A 23,344-nucleotide genomic window follows, 5' to 3' on the forward strand; every position below is an offset into this window, starting at 1 on the left:
GATTCCATCACCCGTTGGTTCCGTGGGTGGTGCCTGCGGCCTGCTCACCCTGTTGGTTCGAAGAATTCTGCTTCTGTCCTGCAGCGTTCGGGCTGGAGGACTGCGAAGTGTTCGCTGACGACGGCGTGGGGTTCGCGGTCTGCGAGGGGCTGGAGGACGGCGTCGGTGTTGGCGTCGAATCCGATCCCGTCGAGACGTAAACATCCACGTTTGAGCCGACGGTCACCTTGGTGCCTTCCGCGGGCGTGGTACGGATGACCTTGCCGGCAGACTGCTCATTCGAGGCCTGTTCGTGTCGTGTGACGTTGACACCCATCTTGGTGATCTCCTGGATCACGGAATCCGCGTTCTGCCCCACCATGGAGCTGGGAAGGCTCACCGTTTCAGGTCCCGTTGAGTACACCACCGTGACGTTGGATCCCACGGCAACCTCGCCGCTCGGGGAAACATCCAGCACTGAGTTTTCGGGTTGGTCTGAATTCTGGCCCTCGGAACGCACCGTGAGCCCCAGGCTGGCCAGCTGAGAGACGACGTCGTCGAGCTTCTTACCCTTGTACTTGCTCACGTCCACCGAAACCATTTTGGTCGAGCTGGAACTCGATCCTGAAGGCTCCTGGGACGACGTCGTCGACGACGCTGCCGAGGAAACCGTGCCGTTGGCCCCCGGCGACGCCTCTGCCCCGGTTCCGGAGCCTGCCTGGACGATCCACCAGATGCCCAAGCCGATTGCGAGGAGCAAGACCAGCACCGGGACGAGCCACTTCCAAACGGCGGACCCCTTAGACGACTTGGAGTCTCGAGAATCCGCGTAGTCGCCCTGGTACTTCAAGGACCGGGGCTCGCCAACCGTCGGCAACTGCGAGGTGGTCGGCTGAGTCTGGTAGCCGGCGGCGGAGGCGCCCGAGCCGAACCGGGTGGTGCCCCCGTTATTCATGGCCTCGGTTGGGGCCGTGAGCGGCTGGGTCACACCGGTATCCGTGCTCATGGGCAGGTAGGTCGAGAGGCCCGGAACGGCCTTGACGGCCGCCTTGAGGTCATTGCGGCGAATCGCGTCGACGGCGCTCGCAAGCGTCGTCGCATTGGCCGGCCGCTGCTCCGGGTCCTTGGACAGGAGGCACATGATCATGGCCTGAGCGGGAACCGGCACAGACTTCGGCAACGGCGGCGGCGGGTCATTGACCTGGGCCAGTGCGATCGCAATCTGGGATTCGCCGGTGAACGGGCGCTTCCCTGCGAGACACTCGTACCCGATGATGCCCAACGAGTAGAGGTCCGACGACGCGGTCGCGGTCTGTCCCGTGGCTTGTTCCGGGGCGAGGTACTGAGCCGTGCCCATGACTTGGCCGGTTGCCGTGAGCGGCACCTGATCCGCCAGTCGCGCGATGCCGAAATCGGTCACCTTAACGCGGTTGTCGGGCGTGATCATGATGTTGCCGGGTTTGACGTCTCGGTGCACGAGACCCTGAGCGTGTGCCGCAGCGAGAGCTCGTGCGGTCTGGGCGATGATGTTCAGCGTCCGGTCCGCGGTGAGCGTCTTCTCCCGCTCGATGATGTTCGACAGCGGCTCGCCGGGAACGAGCTCCATGACGAGGTATGCCGAGCCTTCTTCTTCGCCGTAATCGAAGACGTTGGCGACACCGGGGTGGTTAAGCAACGCCGTGTGGCGCGCCTCCGCCCGGAAACGTTCGAGGAATCCGGGATCGCCCGTGTATTCCTCCTTGAGAATTTTCACGGCGACGATGCGACCGAGGACTTTGTCCTTGGCCTTCCAGACTTCGCCCATGCCACCGACGGCGATGCGCTCGGTCAGGCCGTAGCGACCGCCGAGGGTCGTGGAAGATGAGGGCCTCACTGATTCAACACCGCCTCAAAGAGTTGCTTGGCTCCCGGGCTTGTCAGTTGGGCACCGGTGACCGCATCTACGTCTTCGTAGACAATAGCAACAGCTAGCTGCGGATCGTCGGCCGGAGCGAATCCGGTGAACCACGCTTCGTTATTTCCTGCGGTTCCAGTTTCGGCCGTACCGGTCTTTCCGGCCACCTTGGTGCCGTCGATCTTGGCGCCGGAAGCGATGCCATTGTCGACGTCACTGACCATCCAGTCACGGACCTGATGCGCCACGTCGGGGGACGTTGACTGCCGCAACTGCTCGGCCGAGAAATCGTACAGGGTGCTCAGGCTATTGGACCGAACCGCTTTCACCATGTTCGGCTTCATCTGGACGCCGTTATTGGCGATGGCGGAGGACATCATTGCCACCTGAAGAGGGGTGGTTTTGACGTCATACTGACCGATCGAAGACAACGCAAGCTCGCTCTTGGACATGCCACTGGGGAAGTTGGATGGAGTAACGCTCATCGGGATGTTGAGCTTTTGGCCGTACCCGAAATTTTGAGCTGTCTTGGCAATCTTATCTTCCCCGAGGTCCATTGCGATCTGCGCGAACGGGGTGTTGCACGACTGTTCCAGGGCCCACTGGATGGACGCCTTGTCGCGCGTGCTGCACTGGCCATTCACGTAGTTCGGCAATGTAGTGCTGGTGCCGGGCAGGGGGAGATTCTGCGGGTTGTCCAGCGTGGAATCTTTGTTGTACTTCCCGGATTCCAGGGCGGCGACGGCGTCCATGATCTTGAAGGTGGAGCCAGGGGAGTAGAGGTCCCCGCCGATCGAACGGTTGAACAAGGGCTTATCTTGATCCTGGTTCAGTTCCGAGTACGCCTGAATCACTGACTTGGAGTCGTGCGCCGCGAGCTGGTTGGGATCGTAGCTCGGCGTCGACACCATGGCCTTGATTTCGCCCGTCTTCGGGTTCATCGCGACGATGGAACCCTTGTGACCTTGCATCAACTCGGTGGCTTTGGCTTGAAGCTTGGGGTCAATGGTCAGTTCGACCGAGGCACCGCGAGTTTCTTGGTTCGAGAACATTTGGGCGATGCGGTCGTAGAACTGCGAATCTGACTTGCCCGAGAGCTCGTCGTTGAGCGCGGATTCGAGACCAGTGGATCCGTAGACCATGGAGAAATACCCGGTCAGGGCGGCGTACTCGTCTGTCTGGGAGTATTGCCGTTGGTAGCCGAAGCTGTCGTCGGTGGGCACGGACTGAGCGATGGGAGACCCATTGACCAGGATCGAACCGCGCGCAGAACCGTACTCGTCGTAAAGCTGGCGGCTATTCCAAGGGTTCGCCGTCAGCGCGTCTGCGTGGAAGTACTGAACGTATGTCAGGGAACCGACGAGCAGGATGAATACTCCTGCCGCAGCAAGCCACGTCCTACGAATGGCCTGGTTCACGAGTGACCTCCTGCTGAATGTGGGGAAGAAGCAGTTTCCTCATGAGTGGGTTTTCCAAGGCGGGAGATGGCTGCGGTGGCACCCAGCTCCCCGGTGTCGGCGATCGGCTCGGATTGCGCGTCGTCGTTGACCACGCGCGGCGACCGAGCAGAGTGTGAGATCGCCAAGAGTAGACCGGCAATAGTCCAGTTGGCGAGCAACGATGAACCACCGGCAGACATGAACGGCGTCGTCAGACCCGTCAGAGGGATCAAACGCGTGACGCCGCCGACGATGACGAAGAGCTGCAACACCATGGCGGCGGACAGGCCGGCCGCGAGGAGCTTGCCGAAGGCATCGGGGGTACCGATCGCGGCGCGGAATCCTCGCGACACCAGGAGCAGGAACATCATGAGAATGGCGCCGAGGCCGAGGAGCCCCAGCTCTTCGCCGATCGTCGTGATGATCATGTCCGAATTCGCAAAGGAGACGAGGTCGGGCCGTCCGTTGCCAAGCCCCCTGCCGAAGAGCCCTCCAGAAGCCAGACCGAATAGGCCTTGAACGATCTGCCCGGATCCGCCGATTTGCTGGTTGTACACCGCAGGGTCGAAGGCATGCACCCATGAGTCGATGCGGACGGTTACGTGGCTAATGGTGTTGTAGGCCAAGACGAGGCCGACGGCGACCAACACCAGTCCCAAGACCACCCAGGTCAGGCGGTTGGTCGCGAGGTACAACATCGCGAGGAAAAGGCCAAAGAAGAGGATCGCCGAGCCGAGGTCGTGTTGAACCACCAAGACCCCGATGCTCACGAGCCACGCCACGAACAAGGGTGCGAAGTCCCGGAACCGCGGCAAACGGACCTTGCCGATCTTCTTCCCTGCCAGCAAGATCAGGTCGCGGTTCGCCGAAAGATAGCCGGCAAAGAATATAGCGAGCGTGATCTTGGCGATCTCGCCTGGCTGGAAGGTCCGGCCGCCGATGGCGATCCAAAGGCGCGCCCCGTTGATTTCCTGACCCAGGCCGGGAACCAAGGGGAGCAGGAGTAAGAAGATCGAGACGGCGAGACAGATGTACGTGACTCGCAGGAGAATTCGGTGGTTGGTCAGGAACCAGAGGACCGCTGCGCAACCGACCATGGCGAAGGCGCTCCAGGCTGTCTGCGAGCCGATGACGGATGACGTCGTGGTGAGGTCGATCCGGTAGATCATCGTCAATCCAATGCCGTTGAGCACGACGACGATGGGCAGGATGAAGGGGTCCGCATATTTGGCTTTGACGTGCAGGATCACGTGAATCAGCAGGGATCCCACGATCAGAACCAGGGCGGCTCCGATGATGTGGCCGTCCCATGCGGCCGTCCGTTCGAGGTCCACCAGGCACATGGCCCCAATGCCGATGATCCAGGAAATAAGTAACAGGAAGAGCTCGAAGAACCGCCGAGGTTTGGGCACTTGCGGTTCCTCGGGGGAGATCTGGTCGGCGCTGTGCGCACTGTGAGTTTGGGTGCTCATGAGCCGTCCCCTCCTGAACCGCTGGAATTGGATGGTTGCCCGTTACTGGATGGCGCCGCGCTGGACACCGTGCCGTGAGGCGTGGGCCGCGCAGAGGTGGAATCTTTGTCGAGGCTGAGGTCGGAAATGATTCGTTTGGCCTCGTCCACGGAATTCGCGTGAATACCGCTGGTCACTCGGCTCTTCGAGTATTCCGGAAGGTCCTTGACCTTGACGTCGGTGTCTTGCTCGATGCTATTGAGATGGATCGGTCCGAGCGACTGGTCCACCCCACGGTAAATAGCGACCTTACCGTCGTTCTCGCCGACGTAGTACTGGTTATTGACCCAGGCGAGACCCGCCCATGCAGCACCCGCGAGCAACACCACGATGAACGCCCAAATGAAGAGGGCAAGTCCCCATCGCCGCTTGTGGCGATTCGGATGGTCCATCTCCTCGAGGAGCTCATCGGGAATCTCTTCGCCCTCGTCGGAATCGATCGACGTGGTTCGGGCCAGGGTGGCTCGCCGTTGCACGGTCGAGTCGGTCACGGTGGGAATCTGCCCGGTGTGCGTCGCGGATGCCGCGGCCCCGACCAAGAGGTGAGGGCGCTCGGAGAGCTCGCGTCGCAGGACGGAAGCCGTGCTCTCGTCCTGCTTCTGCGCTTCCTCGAGGTCCATACCGGAGCGCTGGGTCATCACGTTAAGGACGGAATCCGAGAAGGAATCGCCGCGCCACCGGCCGTGACGCAAGGTGTGGCCTGGCTTCCCGCCATGTTGGCGCGGGAGTCGACGTCGCCAGGGGGCACGGACGGGATCGTCGTCCGAATCGTCCTGCGAGATGTCGCTCGCGCCCGTCTCTGGGTTCTCTTCTTCCCAGGGGGCGGTGGAAGAATCCTCATCCAGGAACTTGGGCCATTCCTGATCGGTGTCCCGCACGTCGTTACCGGAATCATCGATGGCCGAAACACCCGCACTGGCTGGCATTCCCTCGGGCTGGGGCTCCTCGGAAACGCCCTCTTGGTGCTCGTCGGCGCGGCTATCTTGCCCGACGGCGTCCAGGCGGCTCGTGACGGCATTCGCGAGATTGGATGCCTCGTTGACCTCCACGATCGCGATGGTGACGTTGTCTGGTGCGCCGCCGTCGAGCGTGAGTTCCACCAGGGACTCGCAAATATGCTGCAAGTCGTTGGAGGAGCCGAGCAAAGACTTGATGACCTCGTCGGACACAACACCCGAGAGGCCATCGGAGCACAAGAGCCAGCGATCGCCGACTTGGGCGTCCACACGCTTCAGCTCGAGTTCGGGGGAGGCATCCGTGTCGCCCAGCACCCGCATGATGACGTTCTTGTGGGGGTGGTTCTCGGCGTCCTCAGGCCTCAGGCGGCCTTCTTCGACCAGCCGCTGTACGAAGGTGTGGTCCGTGGTGATCTGCTCAAACGTGTCCCCGCGGAGCCGATATGCGCGCGAATCGCCGATGTGGGCAAGCTCGAGTTCGTCGCCGTCGACGAGGAGTGCGGTGCATGTGGTGCCCATCCCGGCCAGGAGGGGATTGAGCTTCACGAGCTGGTTCAGGATGATGTTCGCCGTTTGAATCTCGTCGGCGAGGAATGTTCCGGCATCGCCGTCGTAGTCGCTACGGTCCAGCGGGGTCAGATCCAGGACGGTCGAAGCGGACGCGACGTTGCCGCCCACGTGGCCGCCCATGCCGTCAGCGACGACGGCGAGGTAGCGACCCGCGTAGGCGGAGTCGTCGTTCTTGCTGCGAACGCGACCGGTATCGGAACGCGCGGCGTAGCGGAAGGCGATATTCATCGAAGTCAGGGCCTCAGTTCGAAGACGGTTCTACCCACGGTGAACTGAACGCCCGGTTCGATGAGGCTCGCGCGGGTGAGGCGCTGACCGTTGACAAAGGTGCCGTTGGTGGACCCAAGATCTTCCAAAAACCAACGGGATCCTTGCGGGAAGAGGCGTGCGTGGTGTCCGGAACAGTAGTCGTCGTCGAGGGGGAGGGTGCAGTCTTGGGCTCGCCCGAGCATCACCGGGGATTCGCCCATATCGAGAATCGTGCCGGATCCGGGGCCTTGAACAATGGTCAGGCGGCTCGGACGCTTGGGTGCCTGTTGCTTTTGCGATCCGGTGGTCGTCGGCGCCTTGGAAGACGACTTCTTACGACGGCGTCCCGGGAGGGAGGTGAATCTCAACGTTTGACCGATGCCGAGATCCCGGCGTTGTCCTGCGAGGATCACGAAAATAAAAACCCAAAGAAGGGCGAGAAACCCGAATCTGAGGAGCGTTACGGTCAGCTCTGAGGCCATTAGTGACTACTCCTCGGTGCTAGCAAACGGAAGGTGATCTTGGTTCGCCCCATTGTAATGACCGTTCCGTCCACAAGTTCGTGACGTCCACGCAAGCGCGTGCCGTCGATGGTGGATCCGTTGGTGGACCCAAGATCGACGGCGAGGAAGACGCCGTCTTGATTAAGAATCTCCAGGTGACGCCGGGAGACTCCGGTGTCTTCGATCGTGATGTCGGCTTCCGAGGAGCGGCCTAAAACGATCGAGGTCGCCTGGATCGAGAAGCGCTGGCCATTGATATCAAGAACGGGCTTGTAGTTCGTCGGGTTTCGGCGAGACGCTCCGTGACCGCCGGGCGCGTTCATGACCTGGGTGGCGTCGGGCGAGGAATACTGCTGGGCCTGATCACGCCTACTCGGCGTACGAGGGGCGATGCGTGACGACCCACTCGGAAGCGAGCTATTCGACGCCGCGGCGGCGGCCACAGGGGCGGCATATGCGGCATCGGAGGAGTGACCGTAATCCGGGGCCCCACCGGGAGCATAGTGCTCGGAACGGTCCGTGGGTGCTTGAGTGGCCTGCCGGCCCACGGGGGATTCGGGGCGGCGGCCGTAGTCCTGTCCGCCGTTGTACCGCGTTTGCTGCCGGGCCGGCGATGCCGCGGCACTTGCCCCACCGCGTCCCTGTCCGGCGGAGCGCCCCGAGCGCTCCTGAGAAGAAAGGACCAGGAATTCGCCCTTCTGCAACTCATCGGATTTGGTGCGTGTGAAGGTCACGCGGACGGCGCCGCGCAAGGTATATCCCTGGGAGCGCGCATGGCGAATCGCGACGTCGCAGAGTTCCTCGGCGAGTTCATAACCCCAGTCCTGGGCGCGGGGGAAGTCTGCGTCGGAGAATTCGACGGTGAATACGTTGGGCGCGATGGTACGGCCCTCTGCGATTGCGTAGGACTTCTTGTCCATTTCGGAACGCAAGCGACTGGCGACGTCTACCGGCTCGATCCGGCCTTTTGACCCCGCTTTGAAGACGCCTCGGACGGCCTTTTCGAGGCCACGCTCGACGTTTTCAATGAGTCCCATGGTTGCCTCCTGGTCTATCGGTCACGGCCCGGGCAACCCTAATTCTGGGTATGGGGCACCGCCACCGCGTACGGCCTCGATCCCTAGGATAGTAGAGACCCAGTCTGAAAAGAGGGTGAATGGTGCAACTTGCCCATGGATTCAGGCCATCTGTGGATTTGACGGCTTTTATATCAGGTCCACTTCAGGCTGTGGATGACTGGATCAGACCGAGTGTCGTCGGACAGCGTGTCAGCCGCGTGCGTGGTGAAGGACACTGAGAGCTGGATTAGACACCTCCTCGAACCTCTGGATAGAATATCCAACGTTGTCTTTCGCGTGTCTGCATGTTCGGAGCGCGAGTCACTTGCGCGAGTGGCGGAATTGGCAGACGCGCACGGTTCAGGTCCGTGTGCCCGAGAGGGCGTGGGGGTTCAAGTCCCCCCTCGCGCACCAGCACTTCGGCTGGCTATCAAACGAAAAGTTTGGTGGCCAGCCGTTTTTTGTTGTCCGGCGTCACCAACAGCCACATGCAGTCGGCCCCCATCTTGTTCGCGGGGGAGAACATGTGCCGTGATCTGCATGGACTTTCCGTCATCAATCGAGGCAATGATTTAAGTCGCATTTCCCATCGACTGATGTTTCGCCAATCTACATATTTGTGCAGTCAATCGACCTATAGTGAGATTCAGGCCATATTTGTTCATTGGTGGCTCGGAAGGAACTGTTATGAAAATCCGTGCGGCCGTACTCAAGACCATGGACGCCGAGCGTCCCTTCTCGGAGTCCCGCCCCCTCTCGATCGAAGAACTGGAATTGGACGAGCCGCAGGAGGGCGAGGTTCTCCTTCGGATGACGGCTGCGGGCGTGTGCCACTCGGATCTCTCGGTCGTGGATGGGAACCGGCCGCGACCGTTGCCGATGGCGTTGGGGCACGAAGGAACCGGCGTCGTCGAACAAGTAGGTCCGGGCGTTGAGGGACTCGAGGTCGGCGACCACGTCGTCACGGTCTTCTTGCCGCGATGCGAAGAATGCGAGAACTGCCGAACCAACGGCAAACTACCCTGCTCCCGAGGCACCGAGACCAATAACGCGGGGTATCTGCCTGGAACCGAGCGCGCGGTCCGACTGCACCGCCCCGATGGCTCGGAAGTCCTCCATCACTTGGGGGTTTCCGCTTTCGCGACCCACGCCGTGGTGAATCACGCCAGCGTGGTCAAAATCGGCGCGGACGTTCCGGCTGAAGCGGCGGCTCCCCTGGGCTGTGCGGTGTTGACGGGCGGCGGCGCCGTCATCAATGCAGGTCAGCCCGAAGACGGCGAAACGATCATGGTGGTCGGCCTGGGTGGGGTGGGGATTGCCGCCCTGTTGACAGCCGTCGGGCTAAAAAAGGGGCGAGTCATCGCGGTCGACGCCCAAGAGGACAAGCTCACTCGCGCCACGGCACTCGGGGCCGATGAAACGTACACCCCAGCGCAGGTTGCTGACCAGGGAATCAAGGCAGATCTGGTGATTGAAGCCGCGGGTCATCCGAAAGCCTTCGAGACCGCTTTCGAGGCTACGGCGGTCGGTGGGCGAACGGTCACCGTCGGACTTCCCAGCCCGAAGGCCGAATCCGTGATTCACCCGGTGGTTCTCACGGCCGAAGCCCGTACAGTCATGGGGAGTTATTTGGGTTCCGCCGTGCCGTCACGTGACATCCCGCGGTACGAAGATCTGTGGCGCAAGGGTGAGCTTGCGGTTGAAGAGCTGGTTTCCTCGCGTATCTCTCTCGAAGACATCAATGAAGCTATGGACACCCTGGCGGACGCCAAGGCCATCCGCCAGGTCATCATCTTCGACGACGGGCGGGACCCTCAAAACAGAGGTCAGGGCACGGGGACGTGACAATGAGACGCGGGAATTAATCCCCAGGCGTCGCCTCTGTTTGTCATGAGTTCAGATAAATACCTCATCCATGAGGCTCGAATTAGCGAGATATATTTCAAGATTAGACATTTCCAAGATACTACCTAGCTCTACCAGGGGTTTATGGGCTGGTGGGATGTTTTGGCCGCTCCCTCAACATATTCTGTCAATATGAACCGCAACGAAACATTGGACATGACAGATCAATACGCACCCGAGCAAGGGCCGCACCGGGAACATTTGGTGCCGGTGGTCAATAATGACACGGGATTGGGCACCGCGAGCCTTGTATTGGGAATCGCCTCGATTTTGGCGGGATGGCTCGTGATTGCGCCAGTGATCGGTTTGGTCTTGGGTGTCAAGTCGCGCCGTCGTGAGCCCATGGCTCAGGGGCGAGCCGCCTGGGGCATCGCGCTCAATGGTATTTGCTTGGCCATCTGGGTGGTCTTGGCCGTTCTGATGATCGCCGGCATTGTGCTCGGCGGATGGACGGCCGTGCTCAACACCAACTGACGTGTCGAGCGCCGGACGGCAACCGGCTTAGCTCGCCAAAACGTCTCTGGCCGTCTCGGAGGGGACAGCGGTGAGCAGACGTGCGGTGCGGTGTGGCACATCGCCGTCCGCCGAGAGGCCGCCGACCGAGCCGGCGTCGTTGGCGCCGACCCATCGGTGGAGGCTCGCGCAGTAGGCCACGGGATCGTCGAGGTCTTCCGGAAGGGGGAGCTCCGGTTCCGCTTGGACCGCGGAGTCGACCATCCGGGTGCGAATCTCCACGCTGCCCTCGGGAGAACAGGCGATCTCGAGGTTGCGAAGTTGGACCGGCCATTCCGCGACGGCGGAGGTGGTGACTTCCCAGAACGCATGACCTGCAGCGCCACGAGCCTCGACCTCGTTGACGTGAGTATGCCCATTCAGCCACAACACGACGTTGTCGAAACGGGACAGGAGGTCCAGCACGTCGTCGCGCAGGTAGACGCGCTCTTGACCGAAGTCGTTCGTCAGTTTGCGGCTCCCGTGGTGTGAAACCAGCACGACCAAGCGATTTTCAACATCCTGCCGTGCTTCCGATCCGTCGGGGAGCCGATACGTGGAATGGACTTCCTCGAGGCGTTCTCTGAACCAGAGGAACTGCTCTTCGCCGAGGCATCCGTCCACGTCACCACGGGTGTTGGTGGTGTCCAGGGTGATGAATCGGATCCCGGGGAAACCGTCATACACGTAGTAGGCCGTATCGGTGCGGACGTTCTCCGGGGTGAACCCGCGACCCGGAATCGACGTCGGGGCCCCGGGGGCATCGAGGTGAGCCTGCATGTAGTCGCGTCGTGACACGATTCGTCGCTCAGTGTCTGCCGTGATGGCCTGTTGAGCGCCGGCGGTGTGAACCAACGGGTCTTGGAGGTATTGGTCCATCGCATCTCTGGGCTCGGCGGACGGTTCGCGGGTACCGCAGGGTTTCTCCGAGGCGGTGAGCAACGCATCGACGTCGCGGTTGGTCGCCGAGTCGAGGATCGTGTGGCGTCCCTGAATGAGCTGGTCGTGATTGCCGAAACAGGCAAGCCACGGGATGCTGAGGCCTTCATGCGCGAACGACGACGCCGCGACGGAGCGAATTCCAGAAACTCGAGGCAACCCACAGGACTCTTTCCATGCGTCCGGCTGGTCCGACTCAGGCAGCCAGAACGAGGAATCGGATCCAAAGCTGGGCGCCTCGGTGAGGTCGGCCGTATGGCGACCGGGCTCGACCGTCCCTCCGTCCATGAGCGTGAGGTAATCCTTCAGCTCGTTGACCTGGGAAGAATCCGTCGCGTCACCGGTGCACAAAAGGACGTCCGCCTGGAGGCTGGGATCATCTTGCGCCGCATTGATAGTCCGAATGATGGAGGCCAGTGCATGCCACTGAAGGAATTCCTGGGGACGGTACGCAGGAAGCAGACGCGCCCAATAATCCTGGCCCGCGTATTTCTGCAAGAAGTCGTTGCGCGTGGGGGAGGCCAGGTCGCCGTGCTGGAAATCGGTGATGTGGATAACCTTGAGGACGCTCGTGAGGTCATCTGGTAGGGCTTGGGTGCCTGACCGCGCATCGCGGACCACCGGCCGGTCGGCCGGCTCGACGGTGAGTTTCGCCGGGGTGCCTGGGTGGCGGCGAACTCGATGATTCGTGAGTGAGTGCGGCGATTCCATGTGGCTCCTCGAAGTTGTGGCGGGGTGATGTGTGCCGCCTTGGAGCCCATCGTGGCACACGCGAGCGTGTTCGGAACGATGCGAACGTAAAATCCAACCCCAAGAGACGTTAAGTGTTTACCTCAGCGACCCCTCCGAAGCTCCATAGCTCGATTTTGAGTTAATTTGCTACGCAAAAGTTCTTCGCAAGCCTCGCGATGACGGAATTCCAAGGATACGATCAGGGTATTCAATGCTTGCACTATATTTGGAGACTTCATGAGCCACGCCGCCGGGAATTCCACTCCCGATCCTCAGGAACCGAATCGCCACGATCCTGAGAACAAACAGCATCAGGATGAGCAGCAGCAGTATTCGCAGCCTGGTTCCGAGCAAAGCCAGGGATGGCCCGCCTATAACCAGCAGTATCCGGGCGGCCAATATGGTCAGCAGACTCAGGAAAAGAAGACCAACATCCTGGGCATTATCGGTTTGGCACTGGGTGCGATTGGATTTATCTTGGCCTGCATTCCCGGCGTCATTTTCTTCGTCTGGATTCTTCTACTCGCGGCATTTGTTCTCGGAATCATCTCGCTGTTCCAGAAGGTGAAGTTCAAGTGGATGGGCATCGTGAGCATTGCGTTGGCGGTTATCGGGACACTCGTCGGCGTGATTATCCTCGTTGCCCTAATTGGACATGCCGTGGGTGAAGAAGAGCAAAGCGCTTCGTCATCCTCTTCCTCGAGTAGCAAAGCCGTGAATGCAACGGCCCATTACGGCGACAAGCAGACCTGGGATGACGGTTTATCTGTCACGGCCACCAAGCCCACAAAATTCAAACCTTCAGAGGATGCTTTCGTTGAGGGTGGCACACCGGTGAAAATGACCGTGACAATTCATAATGGGAAGGATCAGACGATTTTATCTCAACAGGTGCACCTTAAGGCTCGCTCCGGCTCCAGTAACGCTTTGCCCATTGTTGACGATCAGCAACATCTTTCGAACTATATCCCTAGTGATATACATCCCGGCCAGGATCTAGTGCTCAATCTGGGATACGAAGTTGAAAATGCGTCCGACGTTTCGTTCGAGTTCAAGGCGTATAGCGCGGAAATGGACACATACCAGGTGAAGTATACGAATTAGGCGCATCGTAAGAACTCTATAGAGGCCCCCTCGCCCGGCGGGTGAGGGGGCCTCTGTGCGTCTACCTTTCACCATATCTTCACTTCGAAGGCGTACCGGCGAGTAGAAACCTGGTGACGCTAGGTATAGGGTCGGCCATGGACTCGCACTCCCGAATCTCGCCGAAGGGAATTTGCCATGTCAGCACCATCAGGTTTCGACCAGACGCAACGGCGTCGCTGGAATATTGCCGAATTCGACCTCGTGGACAGCCCCATCGGTGCGGCGTCTCCACCGGATGATGCCGACTGGATACCAGCCGTGGTTCCCGGTGGCGTCCATGAAAGCCTCATAGCCGCTGGCAAGCTGGACCATCCTTACCGCGACCTCCACGAGAAGGACTGTGCGTGGGTCGAGGAGAGGTCTTGGTGGTACCGGGCGAGGTGTGAAGCTCCCGAGCCCTCCGCAAACGGCGACGTCGTTCTCGATTTCACCGGCGTCGACACCGTGGCGACCGTGTGGATCAACGGGCGTCAAGTCGCCGAGCATGCCTCACAGTTTCGCCCCCTCGAGGTTCCGCTGGCGTCAACGAGTGGCGTCGTCGAGATCCTGATCCGTTGTGACCCGCCCCTCCACGGCCTGCCGCAGCCAGAGGTCACCGTCGAGGCTGCTCGAAAGTTCCAGCAGATGACAGGCGGCGATCGGGAAGACGGTGAAAGCATCAGCGACACCCTTCCCGAGGATCTTTCGATGACGCTCCGCCGCAAGGCCTTTGATTCCTGGGGCTGGGACTTCGCTCCGCGCGTTCCTTCCATCGGCCTCTCGGGAGAGGTGTTTCTGACAGTCCGGCCCACACCTCGCCTGGACCATGCCTCCTGGCAAACCCTTTCGCTGACTGAAGACTCCGCGAGTTGTCGCCTCACGGTTGAAGGCGAAGGGCTCGGTGCGGAGGACCGAGTGTGCTATCGCCTGACGTCACCCGCCGGGTCGGTCGCGGCAGAGGGGGCGGCGAAGGCCAACGGGTCGGGTGAGATCGTCGCGGATGTCGAGGTTCCGGACCCCGACCTCTGGTGGACTCACGATCTTGGCACCCCGGCGCTTTACCAGCTCGACGTCGAACTTGAACACGCCGGCAAAACCGCCGATACCCGATCCTTGACCGTGGGCATCCGAACCATCCGCATCGACGAAACCCCTGATGAAGAAGGCGGCCGCCGGTTCCAATTCGTCCTTAACGGCCAGCCAACCTTCGCCCGCGGTGCCAACTGGGTCCCGGCCGACATGCTCACGGGCTCCGTCACCCGGGAGATCCGCGAAAACCTGTTGACCCTCGCCCGAGACGCCGGGATGACGATGATCCGCGTGTGGGGCGGCGGATACTACGAGCCGGACGAGTTCTACGAGCTCTGTGACCAGCTGGGCCTGCTCGTCTGGCAGGACTTCATGTTCACCTCGGTCGAATACCCCGACGACGACCCCGATCTCCGAGCCGAAGTCGAGGCGGAGGCTTCGTATCAAGTCAAGCGCTTGAGCAGCCACCCGAGCCTGGCAGTATGGGCTGGCAATAACGAAGCACACGCGATGCACGACATGATCTGGCAGGGGGAAGAGAGGTCCGGTTGGGGCGGATACTTCTACGACGACTTATTGCCCAGCACCGTCAACAAACATGGCGCCGGCGTACCTTACCGTCGCGGTAGCCCGGATGGATCGATCGATTCGACGAATGGAGTGCTCGACGGCGACCGGCACGCGTGGGAAGTCTGGCACGGAGAGGACATCGGTGCGGGCCCGGCTCCGGAAGAACTGGGAGAGGCAGGCAAGAATCATTTTTGGCGCTACAGCCAGGATCAGGGCCGTTTCATCAGCGAATTCGGAATTTGTTCGATCCCCGAGATGGTGACCCTGGATCGATGGGTCACCGAGCCGATCCAACCGTGGGACCAGCAATTCCTCCACCGCGTCAAGGACAACCCGAAGGACAAGATCATGGGGTTGCTGTCCTTCGAAGCCGGAACGACGTCGCAGGATGGGATGGCCGCTCAGACCATCGCTTCTCAGATGGTCCAAGCGGAGGGTCTGGCGTACGGCATTGCACATTATCGACGTCGTCAACCGATCTGCTCCGGAACCTTGGTGTGGCAACTCAATGAGCCGTGGCCGGGCCTGAGCTGGTCGCTGATCGACTTCGAGGGTCTCCCGAAGCCGGCGTGGTACGCGGTTCGTGATGCATTCGCACCAGTGGTCGCGTCGCTCCGTCAAGAGAGTTCCGGCGCTCCGGTGGAAGTGTGGGTCACCAACTCGGCTGTTCGAGAATGGGCCGGGACGTTGACGGCGAGGCTCCGGAAATTTTCGGGCGAAACGGATAGCGAACGGGAAGTGGAGGTCCACATCCCGGCAGGAGAGTCGCGGAAGGTTGCTGAACTGCCCGTACCCGATGACCCACGATCGGTCTATGCGCAGGTGAGGGATGGCAAGGGGCGCATTCCAACGGCACGGCTCTTCCTCGACCATCTGAAAAACCTACCCATCGAGGGAACCGTAACCTCGGACGTCCGGGCGGAACCCGACGACATCGCGGCGGGACGCGCGTACGTCACGGTTCGGGCCGAGGAGTCGTTCGCGTACGCTGTCCGCGTGCAACCGCTCAGCCCGGAGAACCGTTTCGACGCCGCGTACTTCGACCTCGCGCCCGGAGAAAGCCGAACCATCACGGTTCGCGGTCTAACGCAGGGCTTCGATCCCTCCGACATCGCTGTTCGAACGTGGGGCGACGACCTGCGTGAGTCCGAATCTTCCGGGAGATCCTGACGGCGTCGCAGACCACTGCGATGCTGATGTCCCTTGGCGTGACCGCCGGGGCATACGCAACGGGCCCCGAACCATGTGAGGTTCGGGGCCCGTTGAATATTCCGTCGCGGATGCGGCGGAACGTTGACGATTAGTCCTCGGTGCCTTCTTCGGGGCGCTGGCCGAGCTCGGCGTCGAGACGGAGCAGGCCGGAGCCTTCGCCGTTGATCATCTTGAGGCGACCGATGATTTCGGAAGCGGTGGCCTCCTCCTCGATCTGCTCGTCCACGAACCAGTTGAGCAAGGGACGGGAATCGAAGTCCGCCTCAGCTTCGGCTTCGCGGTAGAGATCGCGGATGGATTCAGAGACCTTCTCTTCATGGGCCAGTGCGGCCTGGAAGATCTCGAGAACCGACAGGCCCGCGGAGATCGAAGGGGCGCTAATCTGGCCGATTTCGGCGTGATTGCCGCGGTCGGAGAGGTGATCGATGAACTTGTTGGCGTGAACGATCTCCTCGTCGGCCTGGTGGCGGAGCCACGCAGCGATACCGGGGAGGTCCTGCTCGTCGGCCTCGATGGCGAGCTGACGATACGTGATCGACGCTTCAAACTCGAGGGTAATTTGGTCCTGGAACTTCTTTTCAAGGTCTGTAGACATCTTCATGTCTCCGACAATAAGACGGAACTGCCGGATTGTCAGCAGTGCAGAGCCTTTCCTCAGAATTGGTTCAGGTGTGCATCGTCTTATTTTAGGTAAGCCTGCCCGACCTTTAAGTTCCGCGGAATTCTGGGGCAAAAAGAGGGGCCGACGACGAACTTTCGCTCGTCGTCGGCCCCTCGGGCTATTCCCTACCGGGAATATCGCGTTTAGAGAACGCGGATGTTCGTGGCCTGAAGACCCTTGGGGCCCTGCTCAGCCTGGAACTCAACGGTCTGGCCCTCTTCGAGACCGCGGAATCCGGTGCCCTCGATGGCGCTGTAGTGAGCGAAGAGATCGTCCGACTGGTCATCCGGGGCAATGAAGCCATAGCCCTTTTCGGAGTTGAACCATTTCACGGTGCCTTTAGCCATTATTATTTCTTTCCTTCGTGTTCACCGCCTGCGGCGGCTATGTGTTCCACGTCGATTCTGCCGGCGCGGTTCTTGAGCTGCTGAACGCAGGGGTGCTGCTTTAAAGAACTCAAAAAATCTGTGGGGTTGTTGGCGGAACCTATGCATCGCCGCCAGGAATGGTCGACCCGATAAGAGATAACGGTCAACAATGTCGATGAAAATTGCCGAGGTTACTCACGGACGCCATTGCCGCGTCAGCCCTTCGGCGTGTACATAGACAACCCTACCAGGACATGGGGCGATATTGTCAGGTGCTCCAATAAGTGCGAGTGAATTTGTTCTCAGGCCTCAATTCGGGGTCGAACCCAAACTTCCGTAATTTGAGTATCTTCGGGCGCATCGACCACGTGTCGGATAGACCGCGCGACGGTTGAGGGTTCGATGAACTTCGGGGGTTCGGCCTTGGGGTAGTCGTCGTCCCAATGCACCATCGTGGTGTCGGTAGGTCCGGGGGCGACGGTTGCGACTCGGACGCCGTCGTTGGCGACCTGACGGCGGAACCCATCCGCGACCGCCTGGAGTGCGTGTTTCGTGGCGCTATAGACGACGTTGTACTGATTCGATGAGCGCGAGGCGCCCGACCCTAGGAACACCACGGTTCCGCGAGATTCCCGGAGCTGGGGGAGCAGTGCTCGGGTCAATTCCGCCGGAGCGGTCACGTTGGTGTGGAAGGCCTGGTCCCAGTCATGGGGGCGCGCATCTTTGAGGGTGAAGCGCGATGCGATGGCGGCCGCGTTGATGAGGGCATCCACACGGGGGATCTGCTGGAAAATCTCCGCCGTGGTCTCCGTGGAATTGAGATCGGCCACGAGAGGGACGACGCCGTCGGGGCGGGAACGATCCACGACCTCCTGGAGGCGCTTCTCATTTCGTCCGACGGCGACGACGAGCGAATCCTGGGCGAGGTCTTCGGCGACCTGGGAACCGATGCCGCCCGATGCGCCGGTGACGACGATGACGCGCTGATCTGGGTTTTGTGTGATCAAGCGGCGAATCTCGGAGAAGGTGGCGGTGTCTGGTGAGGAGAAAGTCGAATCACTCATGCGTACGAGACTACGCGCCTCGCGCGAGGGGGTGGAGGTCTCGTGATATGTGACGGATATCACCAAATTAACGCGATGATCATGTCTATTTCATTCAAATTTTCGCTAAAATGGCCGTTGAAACAGAGGTTTTCCTTCTGTGTCCATCATGGCGACCCCGTATTAGAGGATTGCGGTTTGGTCGCCAAACATCTTCCGGTCGGCTATGGGGACCGGAAGTCGCCTTCGCGACGAAGGGGCGTGCGGCTCGTGCCGCGACCCTTCTCAGGGGGATCCGCGAAGGCCCAACGTCCCGCTCGGTTCCGAGCGGGACGTTTCCCATCTCGGACCTGTTTCTGCCGGCCACTGGCGTATACGGCGCTCCGTGACGGTTTCGTTGCACAATTACCAGCAGACTTTCAGGCTCCATAGGGTTGTGTTTCAGTTCGGCTGACTAACTTAATAAGTACCTCATAAGGTGCGAGTGATTGATGAAGAGGCGGACCGCGAATCCGTCTCGGACCACCGGCCGGGGGTGGAGCGTTTTCCCTATAGCTCCACTCCCGGCCGGTGGTTTTTTAATGGGCGAGGTGGGGCGGGGCGGACGTGATGGCCGTGGCTGTCGCGTGTGGCTGTGGCGTGTAGCGAGTAGCGGTTGTGGTGTGCGGCGACTAGCGGTTGTTGCGTGGGGGACACCCAATTGAGCGGCGTCGGCCGCTGTTAGGTGGTGCTTTGGACGCCACCTAACTCCGGGAACCGGCTCCTATCTGGGCAACCGCCTCCTGACGCGATCCGGAGCGACGGTAAAATCCGCGATGTAGCAGCGGAAACCGCCACCGGACTGGGGAACCGGCGCCTAGTTGGCGTTGCCCCACCTGCGAAGGCCCCGCGTACGTCGCCTGTCCTTACTGCGAAAGCCCCGCATCCGTCGTCAGTCCTTCCATGAGGCCCAAAGCCGTCTTCTGTTCTCCCGAAAGCCGAAAGCCCACAACCGTCGTCCACATTTTCCCGAGCGGCGTCGTCGTCGGACGACCGTGACGATAGTAGACGCATGAACCAATACAGACCCCCGCTGACATCCGCGGACGTCATGACGACTCGGTCCCTGTTGGCGCAGGGCGCGACGGAGCATTCTCTCACTCAGAAGGCGCGGTCAGGCGAGATCACCCGGCTCTCACGTGGCGTGTACGTCATCACGAACCGGTGGAAACAAGCGACCGAGCGCGAAAAGGCTATCGCCCGGCACTTCGCGGTGTGGAAGACGGCGCGGTACCCCTTCGTTTTCTCCCATGCGTCGGCGGCGCTACTTCACGGCATCAATCTGCTTCGTCTGCCGGACCGAATCCACATCACGACGCCGCGGCGCACCTACCCTCATAACCCACGGATCCTGGCCCACACCCGCTCGCATGCCCTGGATGACTGGGTCAGATTCCAAGATGGCCCGCATGTAACGCCGCTGGTGATGACGGCCTTCGAGTGTTCTTTGATCCTTCCGCTCCGGGAAGGGCTCGTCGTGATGGACCAGGTGTTGGCGCGAGGCGAGGAGAAGTCTTCGGTTGAGGCGTTGGTTGCGCAGGGGCGGCGTCGTCATGGGATTGGGAGGGCTCGACAAGTCCTTGAACTTGCCGATCCTCGCTGTCAGTCGGTTGCTGAAACTCTGACTCGACTTGTTCTGAGTGCGCCGGGGTTGCCTCGAGCTATCCCGCAACTGCCGGTTCCCACCAGGGAGGGAATGAAATATCTGGATTTTGGGTGGCCGCGATTCAGCATCGGCTTGGAAGTCGATGGAAAGGCAAAGTATTTCGACTACGCACCCACGGAGCAGGTGGTTTTTCAGGAGAGGCATCGGGAGAAACTGATCACGGCGGAGGGCTGGGCCATACTGCGGACCGATTGGAACGAAGTCACGCGAGACCCTGAAGGGCTACGCATGCGATTGGCCGTCGCAATGGGTCAGGCCCGATAACGGTGAACCGAGGCCAAGCGCATGACGAGTGGCGCTCCCGTGTAAACCGGCGTTTACCGTGTTTGGTGGTGATTTCCGTAGTTAGGTGGTGCTTTGGACGCCACCTAACTCCGGAAACCGCCACAGAACTCGGAAACCGCCACGCAACTGGCGCGCAAGGACGGTCGCCGACGGCGGTTTGGTGCGGGTAATCTCCACCGAACTGGGTAACCGCCACCAAGGGGCCACAACGAGTGGAGGCCACCAAGGGGCCGCAACGAGCGGAGGCCGCACCACCCCCACCCCGCAAACTAGGATGGACGCATGAATTCCCAACCCCAGAACTCGCACGAAGGGCCATCCAGCGTCCGTCTCGACGCGTGGCTCTGGTCGGTCCGGTTATACAAAACTCGCTCCTCGGCCACCACCGCCTGCCGCGCGGGTCACGTGCGGCTCAACGATCAGCCGGTTAAGGCCTCGCAGGCGATCAGGGTGGGCGACGTCGTCAAGGTTCGGACGCCCGGGTGGGAGCGCGTCTTCGAGGTCACCCGATTGCTCACCAAGCGAGTCGGGGCCCCGGTCGCACGCACCTGCTACGTCGATCACTCCCCGCCGAAGCCCAGCGCTTTGTCCGCGCCGGTGCCGCGTCGTGAACCGGGCGCTGGCCGACCGACCAAGAAGGAACGGCGCGAACTCGAAAAGCTTCGCGGACGCTAAGGGGCACGAAACGGAAGCGGCGTGCTCCGCTCTATGAATTCGCCGTCGCCCCTGACTCGAGGTATTTCTTCAAGTGACGGCCGGTGACCGTTGATTCGGCGGCCACGAGCTCGGCCGGGCTGCCCTCGAAAACCACCCGACCGCCGTCGTGCCCGGCACCTGGCCCGACGTCGATGATCCAGTCCGCATGCGCCATGACGGCCTGATGATGTTCGATCACGATCACGGTCTTGCCGGAGTCCACCAGCTGATCCAAAAGATTCAGCAGTTCTTGGACATCCGCCAGATGCAGACCCGTGGTCGGCTCATCCAGGACGTATACCCCGCCCTTTTCGCCCATTCGGCTGGCGAGTTTGAGGCGTTGACGTTCACCTCCGGAAAGGGTGTTCAGCGGCTGGCCGAGGCTCAAATACCCCAGCCCGACGTCGGCCAACCGGCGTAGCACCTTGTGCGCGGCCGGAAGTTTCCCCTCGCCGGCGCCGAAAAACTCCTCGGCCTGGGCCACCGACATGGACAGCACCTCGCTGATGTTCTTGCCGCCGAAGGTATATTCCAGCACCTCGGGTTGGAAGCGTTTGCCGTCGCAGTCTTCGCATGTCGTGGACACGCCGGACATCATGCCCAGGTCGGTGAAAATCACCCCCGCGCCGTTGCAGGTGGGGCAGGCTCCGTCGGAATTGGAGCTGAACAGGCCCGGTTTGACGCTATTCTCCTTGGCAAATGCCTTACGGATGGGCTCCAGCAACCCGGTATAAGTTGCCGGATTGCTGCGTCGCGATCCCTTGATGGGGGTCTGGTCGATCGCGACGAGTCCCTCTTCCTCGACCCGCGAACCGGTCAGCAACGACCCCTCGAGGAGCGACGACTTCCCCGAACCGGCCACGCCCGTGACGACGGTCAGGATGCCCAAGGGAATATCGACGTCCACGTCCTGCAAATTGTTGCGGTGGGCCCCACGGATTTCGAGCGACCCCGTAGAGCTACGTACGGATTCCTTGAGGCGTACCCGGTCGTCCAAATGCCGTCCGGTGACGGTGTCTGATGCCCGCAGGCCTGCGACGTCGCCCTCGTAGCAAATCTGGCCGCCGGAGGTTCCAGCTCCAGGCCCGAGGTCCACCACGTGGTCGGCAATCTCGATCATCTCCGGTTTGTGCTCGACCACAAGGACCGTATTGCCCTTGTCGCGCAGCTGCAAGAGAAGCTGATTCATCCTTTCGATGTCGTGCGGGTGGAGGCCGATCGAGGGCTCGTCGAAAACGTAGGTCACGTCGGTGAGCGAGGATCCGAGGTGGCGAATCATCTTGGTGCGCTGTGCTTCGCCGCCAGAAAGCGTGCCCGAGGCGCGATCGAGGGAGAGGTACCCCAGGCCGATCGTCACGAAGGAATCCATCAAGTCGCGGAGGGCCTTCAGCAAAGGCTCAACCGAAGGCTCCTTCAGATCGCGAATCCACTCGGCCAGGTCGCTGATCTGCATTTGGCAGAGGTCAGCGATATTCTTTCCCGCAATTTTCGAGGAAAGTGCGCCTTGCGTCAGGCGAGTGCCGTGGCATTCCGGGCATGTCACGTAGGTGACGGCTCGGTCCACGAAGGCACGGATGTGCGGCTGCATGGACTCTTTATCTTTCGAGAGCATCGACTTTTGAATGCGCGGAATCAGGCCTTCATAGGTCATGTTGATGCCCTCAACCTTGATGCGTTCCGGCTCGTGGTAGAGGAAATCGTGCATCTCGCGCTTGGAATACTTTTTGATGGGCTTGTCCGGATCCACAAACCCCGACCCGCTGAACAGCCGCACATTCCAGCCGCCGCCGGTGTATCCCGGGACCTTAATGGCTCCTTCGGAGAGAGACTTTTCCTCGTCGAACACCTCCGCCAGGTCGACGTCGGTCACGTTTCCCATGCCTTCGCATCGAGGGCACATGCCGCCCCTCACGGAAAAGGTCTTCTTGACGGCCCGACTGTTGGCTTTCTCGACCTTCATGGCTCCCGACGCCGTGACCGTGGGGGTATTGAAAGAGTAAGCCTTGGGGCCTCCAATATGAGGCTCGGCGATGCGACTGAACAGTGTGCGGAGAAGGGCGTTCGCATCCGTGACCGTTCCGACCGTCGATCGCGCGTTGCTGCCGATGCGTTCCTGATCCACGATGATCGCCGTCGTGAGCCCGTCCAGGAAGTCCACCTCGGGCCGCGCCTGAGTCGGGAGAAATCCTTGAACGAAGGCGCTATAGGTCTCGTTGATGAGGCGTTGCGAGTCGGCGGCGATGGTTCCGAACACTAGGGAACTCTTGCCGGATCCCGAGACGCCGGTGAACACGGTCAGCCGCCGTTTGGGCAGTTCGACGCTGACGTCGCGAAGGTTATTTTCGCGCGCACCCTGCACGCGGATGAGGTCGTGGGTATCTGCGGGATGCGGGGCAGTGTCGTTGCTCATGTGTCGATCTAAC

17 protein-coding genes and 1 tRNA gene are annotated in these 23,344 nt (G+C 61.0%); 7 read left to right on the forward strand and 11 right to left on the reverse strand.

From position 1 onward, the window contains the following. Positions 1 to 7 precede the first annotated feature (7 nt). The 6 genes from B9Y51_RS04580 to B9Y51_RS11325 are packed head-to-tail and all read right to left on the reverse strand — an operon-like array spanning position 8 to position 8,138. Positions 8 to 1,852 carry a protein kinase domain-containing protein gene (locus B9Y51_RS04580; protein ID WP_085528961.1) on the reverse strand — a complete coding sequence of 615 codons (1,845 nt, stop codon included), beginning with the start codon at positions 1,850 to 1,852 and terminating at the stop codon, positions 8 to 10. Next, positions 1,849 to 3,291, reverse strand: coding sequence for a peptidoglycan D,D-transpeptidase FtsI family protein (locus tag B9Y51_RS04585; RefSeq protein WP_048683265.1), 1,443 nt, complete (start codon positions 3,289 to 3,291; stop codon positions 1,849 to 1,851). The genes B9Y51_RS04580 and B9Y51_RS04585 overlap by 4 nt, the downstream gene beginning before the upstream one ends. Then, on the reverse strand, positions 3,288 to 4,784 hold the full coding sequence (locus tag B9Y51_RS04590) for an FtsW/RodA/SpoVE family cell cycle protein (RefSeq protein WP_085528962.1): 1,497 nt from the start codon (positions 4,782 to 4,784) through the stop codon (positions 3,288 to 3,290). Before B9Y51_RS04590 ends, B9Y51_RS04585 begins: the two co-directional genes overlap by 4 nt. Beyond that, on the reverse strand, positions 4,781 to 6,577 hold the full coding sequence (locus B9Y51_RS04595) for a PP2C family protein-serine/threonine phosphatase (protein WP_048683262.1): 1,797 nt from the start codon (positions 6,575 to 6,577) through the stop codon (positions 4,781 to 4,783). Before B9Y51_RS04595 ends, B9Y51_RS04590 begins: the two co-directional genes overlap by 4 nt. Positions 6,578 to 6,582: 5 nt before the next feature. Beyond that, positions 6,583 to 7,080 carry an FHA domain-containing protein FhaB/FipA gene (locus B9Y51_RS04600; protein ID WP_085528963.1) on the reverse strand — a complete coding sequence of 166 codons (498 nt, stop codon included), beginning with the start codon at positions 7,078 to 7,080 and terminating at the stop codon, positions 6,583 to 6,585. Next, the gene (locus B9Y51_RS11325; RefSeq protein ID WP_245826065.1) at positions 7,080 to 8,138 is read right to left on the reverse strand and encodes an FHA domain-containing protein; all 1,059 of its coding nucleotides are present in this window, start codon (positions 8,136 to 8,138) and stop codon (positions 7,080 to 7,082) included. Before B9Y51_RS11325 ends, B9Y51_RS04600 begins: the two co-directional genes overlap by 1 nt. Positions 8,139 to 8,486: 348 nt before the next feature. Here B9Y51_RS11325 and B9Y51_RS04615 point away from each other — a divergent pair. From B9Y51_RS04615 to B9Y51_RS04625, 3 genes are all read left to right on the forward strand, one after another. Continuing rightward, positions 8,487 to 8,573: transfer RNA gene (locus B9Y51_RS04615), tRNA-Leu, on the forward strand. 273 nt (positions 8,574 to 8,846) lie between these two features. Next, on the forward strand, positions 8,847 to 10,004 hold the full coding sequence (locus tag B9Y51_RS04620) for an alcohol dehydrogenase catalytic domain-containing protein (RefSeq protein WP_085528964.1): 1,158 nt from the start codon (positions 8,847 to 8,849) through the stop codon (positions 10,002 to 10,004). Between the two features lie 216 nt (positions 10,005 to 10,220). Beyond that, complete coding sequence (locus tag B9Y51_RS04625) at positions 10,221 to 10,538, forward strand: hypothetical protein (RefSeq protein ID WP_085528965.1); 318 nt, start codon at positions 10,221 to 10,223, stop codon at positions 10,536 to 10,538. Positions 10,539 to 10,565: 27 nt separating this feature from the next. Here B9Y51_RS04625 and B9Y51_RS04630 read toward each other — a convergent pair whose 3' ends face one another. After that, positions 10,566 to 12,206: a metallophosphoesterase family protein gene (locus B9Y51_RS04630; RefSeq protein WP_085528966.1), complete on the reverse strand. Its 1,641-nt coding sequence runs from the start codon at positions 12,204 to 12,206 to the stop codon at positions 10,566 to 10,568. 258 nt (positions 12,207 to 12,464) lie between these two features. Here B9Y51_RS04630 and B9Y51_RS04635 point away from each other — a divergent pair, with 258 nt between their 5' ends. Together B9Y51_RS04635 and B9Y51_RS04640 are read left to right on the forward strand one after the other, a co-directional pair. Further along, positions 12,465 to 13,331, forward strand: coding sequence for a DUF308 domain-containing protein (locus B9Y51_RS04635; protein WP_085528967.1), 867 nt, complete (start codon positions 12,465 to 12,467; stop codon positions 13,329 to 13,331). 177 nt (positions 13,332 to 13,508) lie between these two features. After that, the gene (locus B9Y51_RS04640; protein WP_085528968.1) at positions 13,509 to 16,121 is read left to right on the forward strand and encodes a beta-mannosidase; all 2,613 of its coding nucleotides are present in this window, start codon (positions 13,509 to 13,511) and stop codon (positions 16,119 to 16,121) included. 130 nt (positions 16,122 to 16,251) lie between these two features. Here the strand turns inward: B9Y51_RS04640 and B9Y51_RS04645 are convergent, their stop codons facing one another. The 3 genes from B9Y51_RS04645 to B9Y51_RS04655 all read right to left on the reverse strand — a co-directional run bounded on the left by B9Y51_RS04645 (position 16,252) and on the right by B9Y51_RS04655 (position 18,256). Continuing rightward, positions 16,252 to 16,764 carry a ferritin gene (locus B9Y51_RS04645; RefSeq protein WP_048683239.1) on the reverse strand — a complete coding sequence of 171 codons (513 nt, stop codon included), beginning with the start codon at positions 16,762 to 16,764 and terminating at the stop codon, positions 16,252 to 16,254. Between the two features lie 203 nt (positions 16,765 to 16,967). Further along, positions 16,968 to 17,171, reverse strand: coding sequence for a cold-shock protein (locus B9Y51_RS04650; RefSeq protein WP_048683237.1), 204 nt, complete (start codon positions 17,169 to 17,171; stop codon positions 16,968 to 16,970). Positions 17,172 to 17,494: 323 nt separating this feature from the next. Beyond that, positions 17,495 to 18,256 carry an SDR family NAD(P)-dependent oxidoreductase gene (locus B9Y51_RS04655; RefSeq protein WP_085529672.1) on the reverse strand — a complete coding sequence of 254 codons (762 nt, stop codon included), beginning with the start codon at positions 18,254 to 18,256 and terminating at the stop codon, positions 17,495 to 17,497. Between the two features lie 1,030 nt (positions 18,257 to 19,286). Here B9Y51_RS04655 and B9Y51_RS04660 point away from each other — a divergent pair. Both B9Y51_RS04660 and B9Y51_RS04665 read left to right on the forward strand, forming a co-directional pair. Next, the gene (locus B9Y51_RS04660; protein ID WP_085528969.1) at positions 19,287 to 20,204 is read left to right on the forward strand and encodes a hypothetical protein; all 918 of its coding nucleotides are present in this window, start codon (positions 19,287 to 19,289) and stop codon (positions 20,202 to 20,204) included. 303 nt (positions 20,205 to 20,507) lie between these two features. Further along, positions 20,508 to 20,900 carry an RNA-binding S4 domain-containing protein gene (locus B9Y51_RS04665; RefSeq protein ID WP_085528970.1) on the forward strand — a complete coding sequence of 131 codons (393 nt, stop codon included), beginning with the start codon at positions 20,508 to 20,510 and terminating at the stop codon, positions 20,898 to 20,900. Between the two features lie 31 nt (positions 20,901 to 20,931). Here the strand turns inward: B9Y51_RS04665 and B9Y51_RS04670 are convergent, their stop codons facing one another. Continuing rightward, positions 20,932 to 23,331 carry an ATP-binding cassette domain-containing protein gene (locus B9Y51_RS04670; RefSeq protein WP_085528971.1) on the reverse strand — a complete coding sequence of 800 codons (2,400 nt, stop codon included), beginning with the start codon at positions 23,329 to 23,331 and terminating at the stop codon, positions 20,932 to 20,934. Positions 23,332 to 23,344: the final 13 nt, after the last annotated feature.

The organism is Kocuria massiliensis (assembly GCF_900169715.1).
GTDB lineage: Bacteria > Actinomycetota > Actinomycetes > Actinomycetales > Micrococcaceae > Rothia > Rothia massiliensis.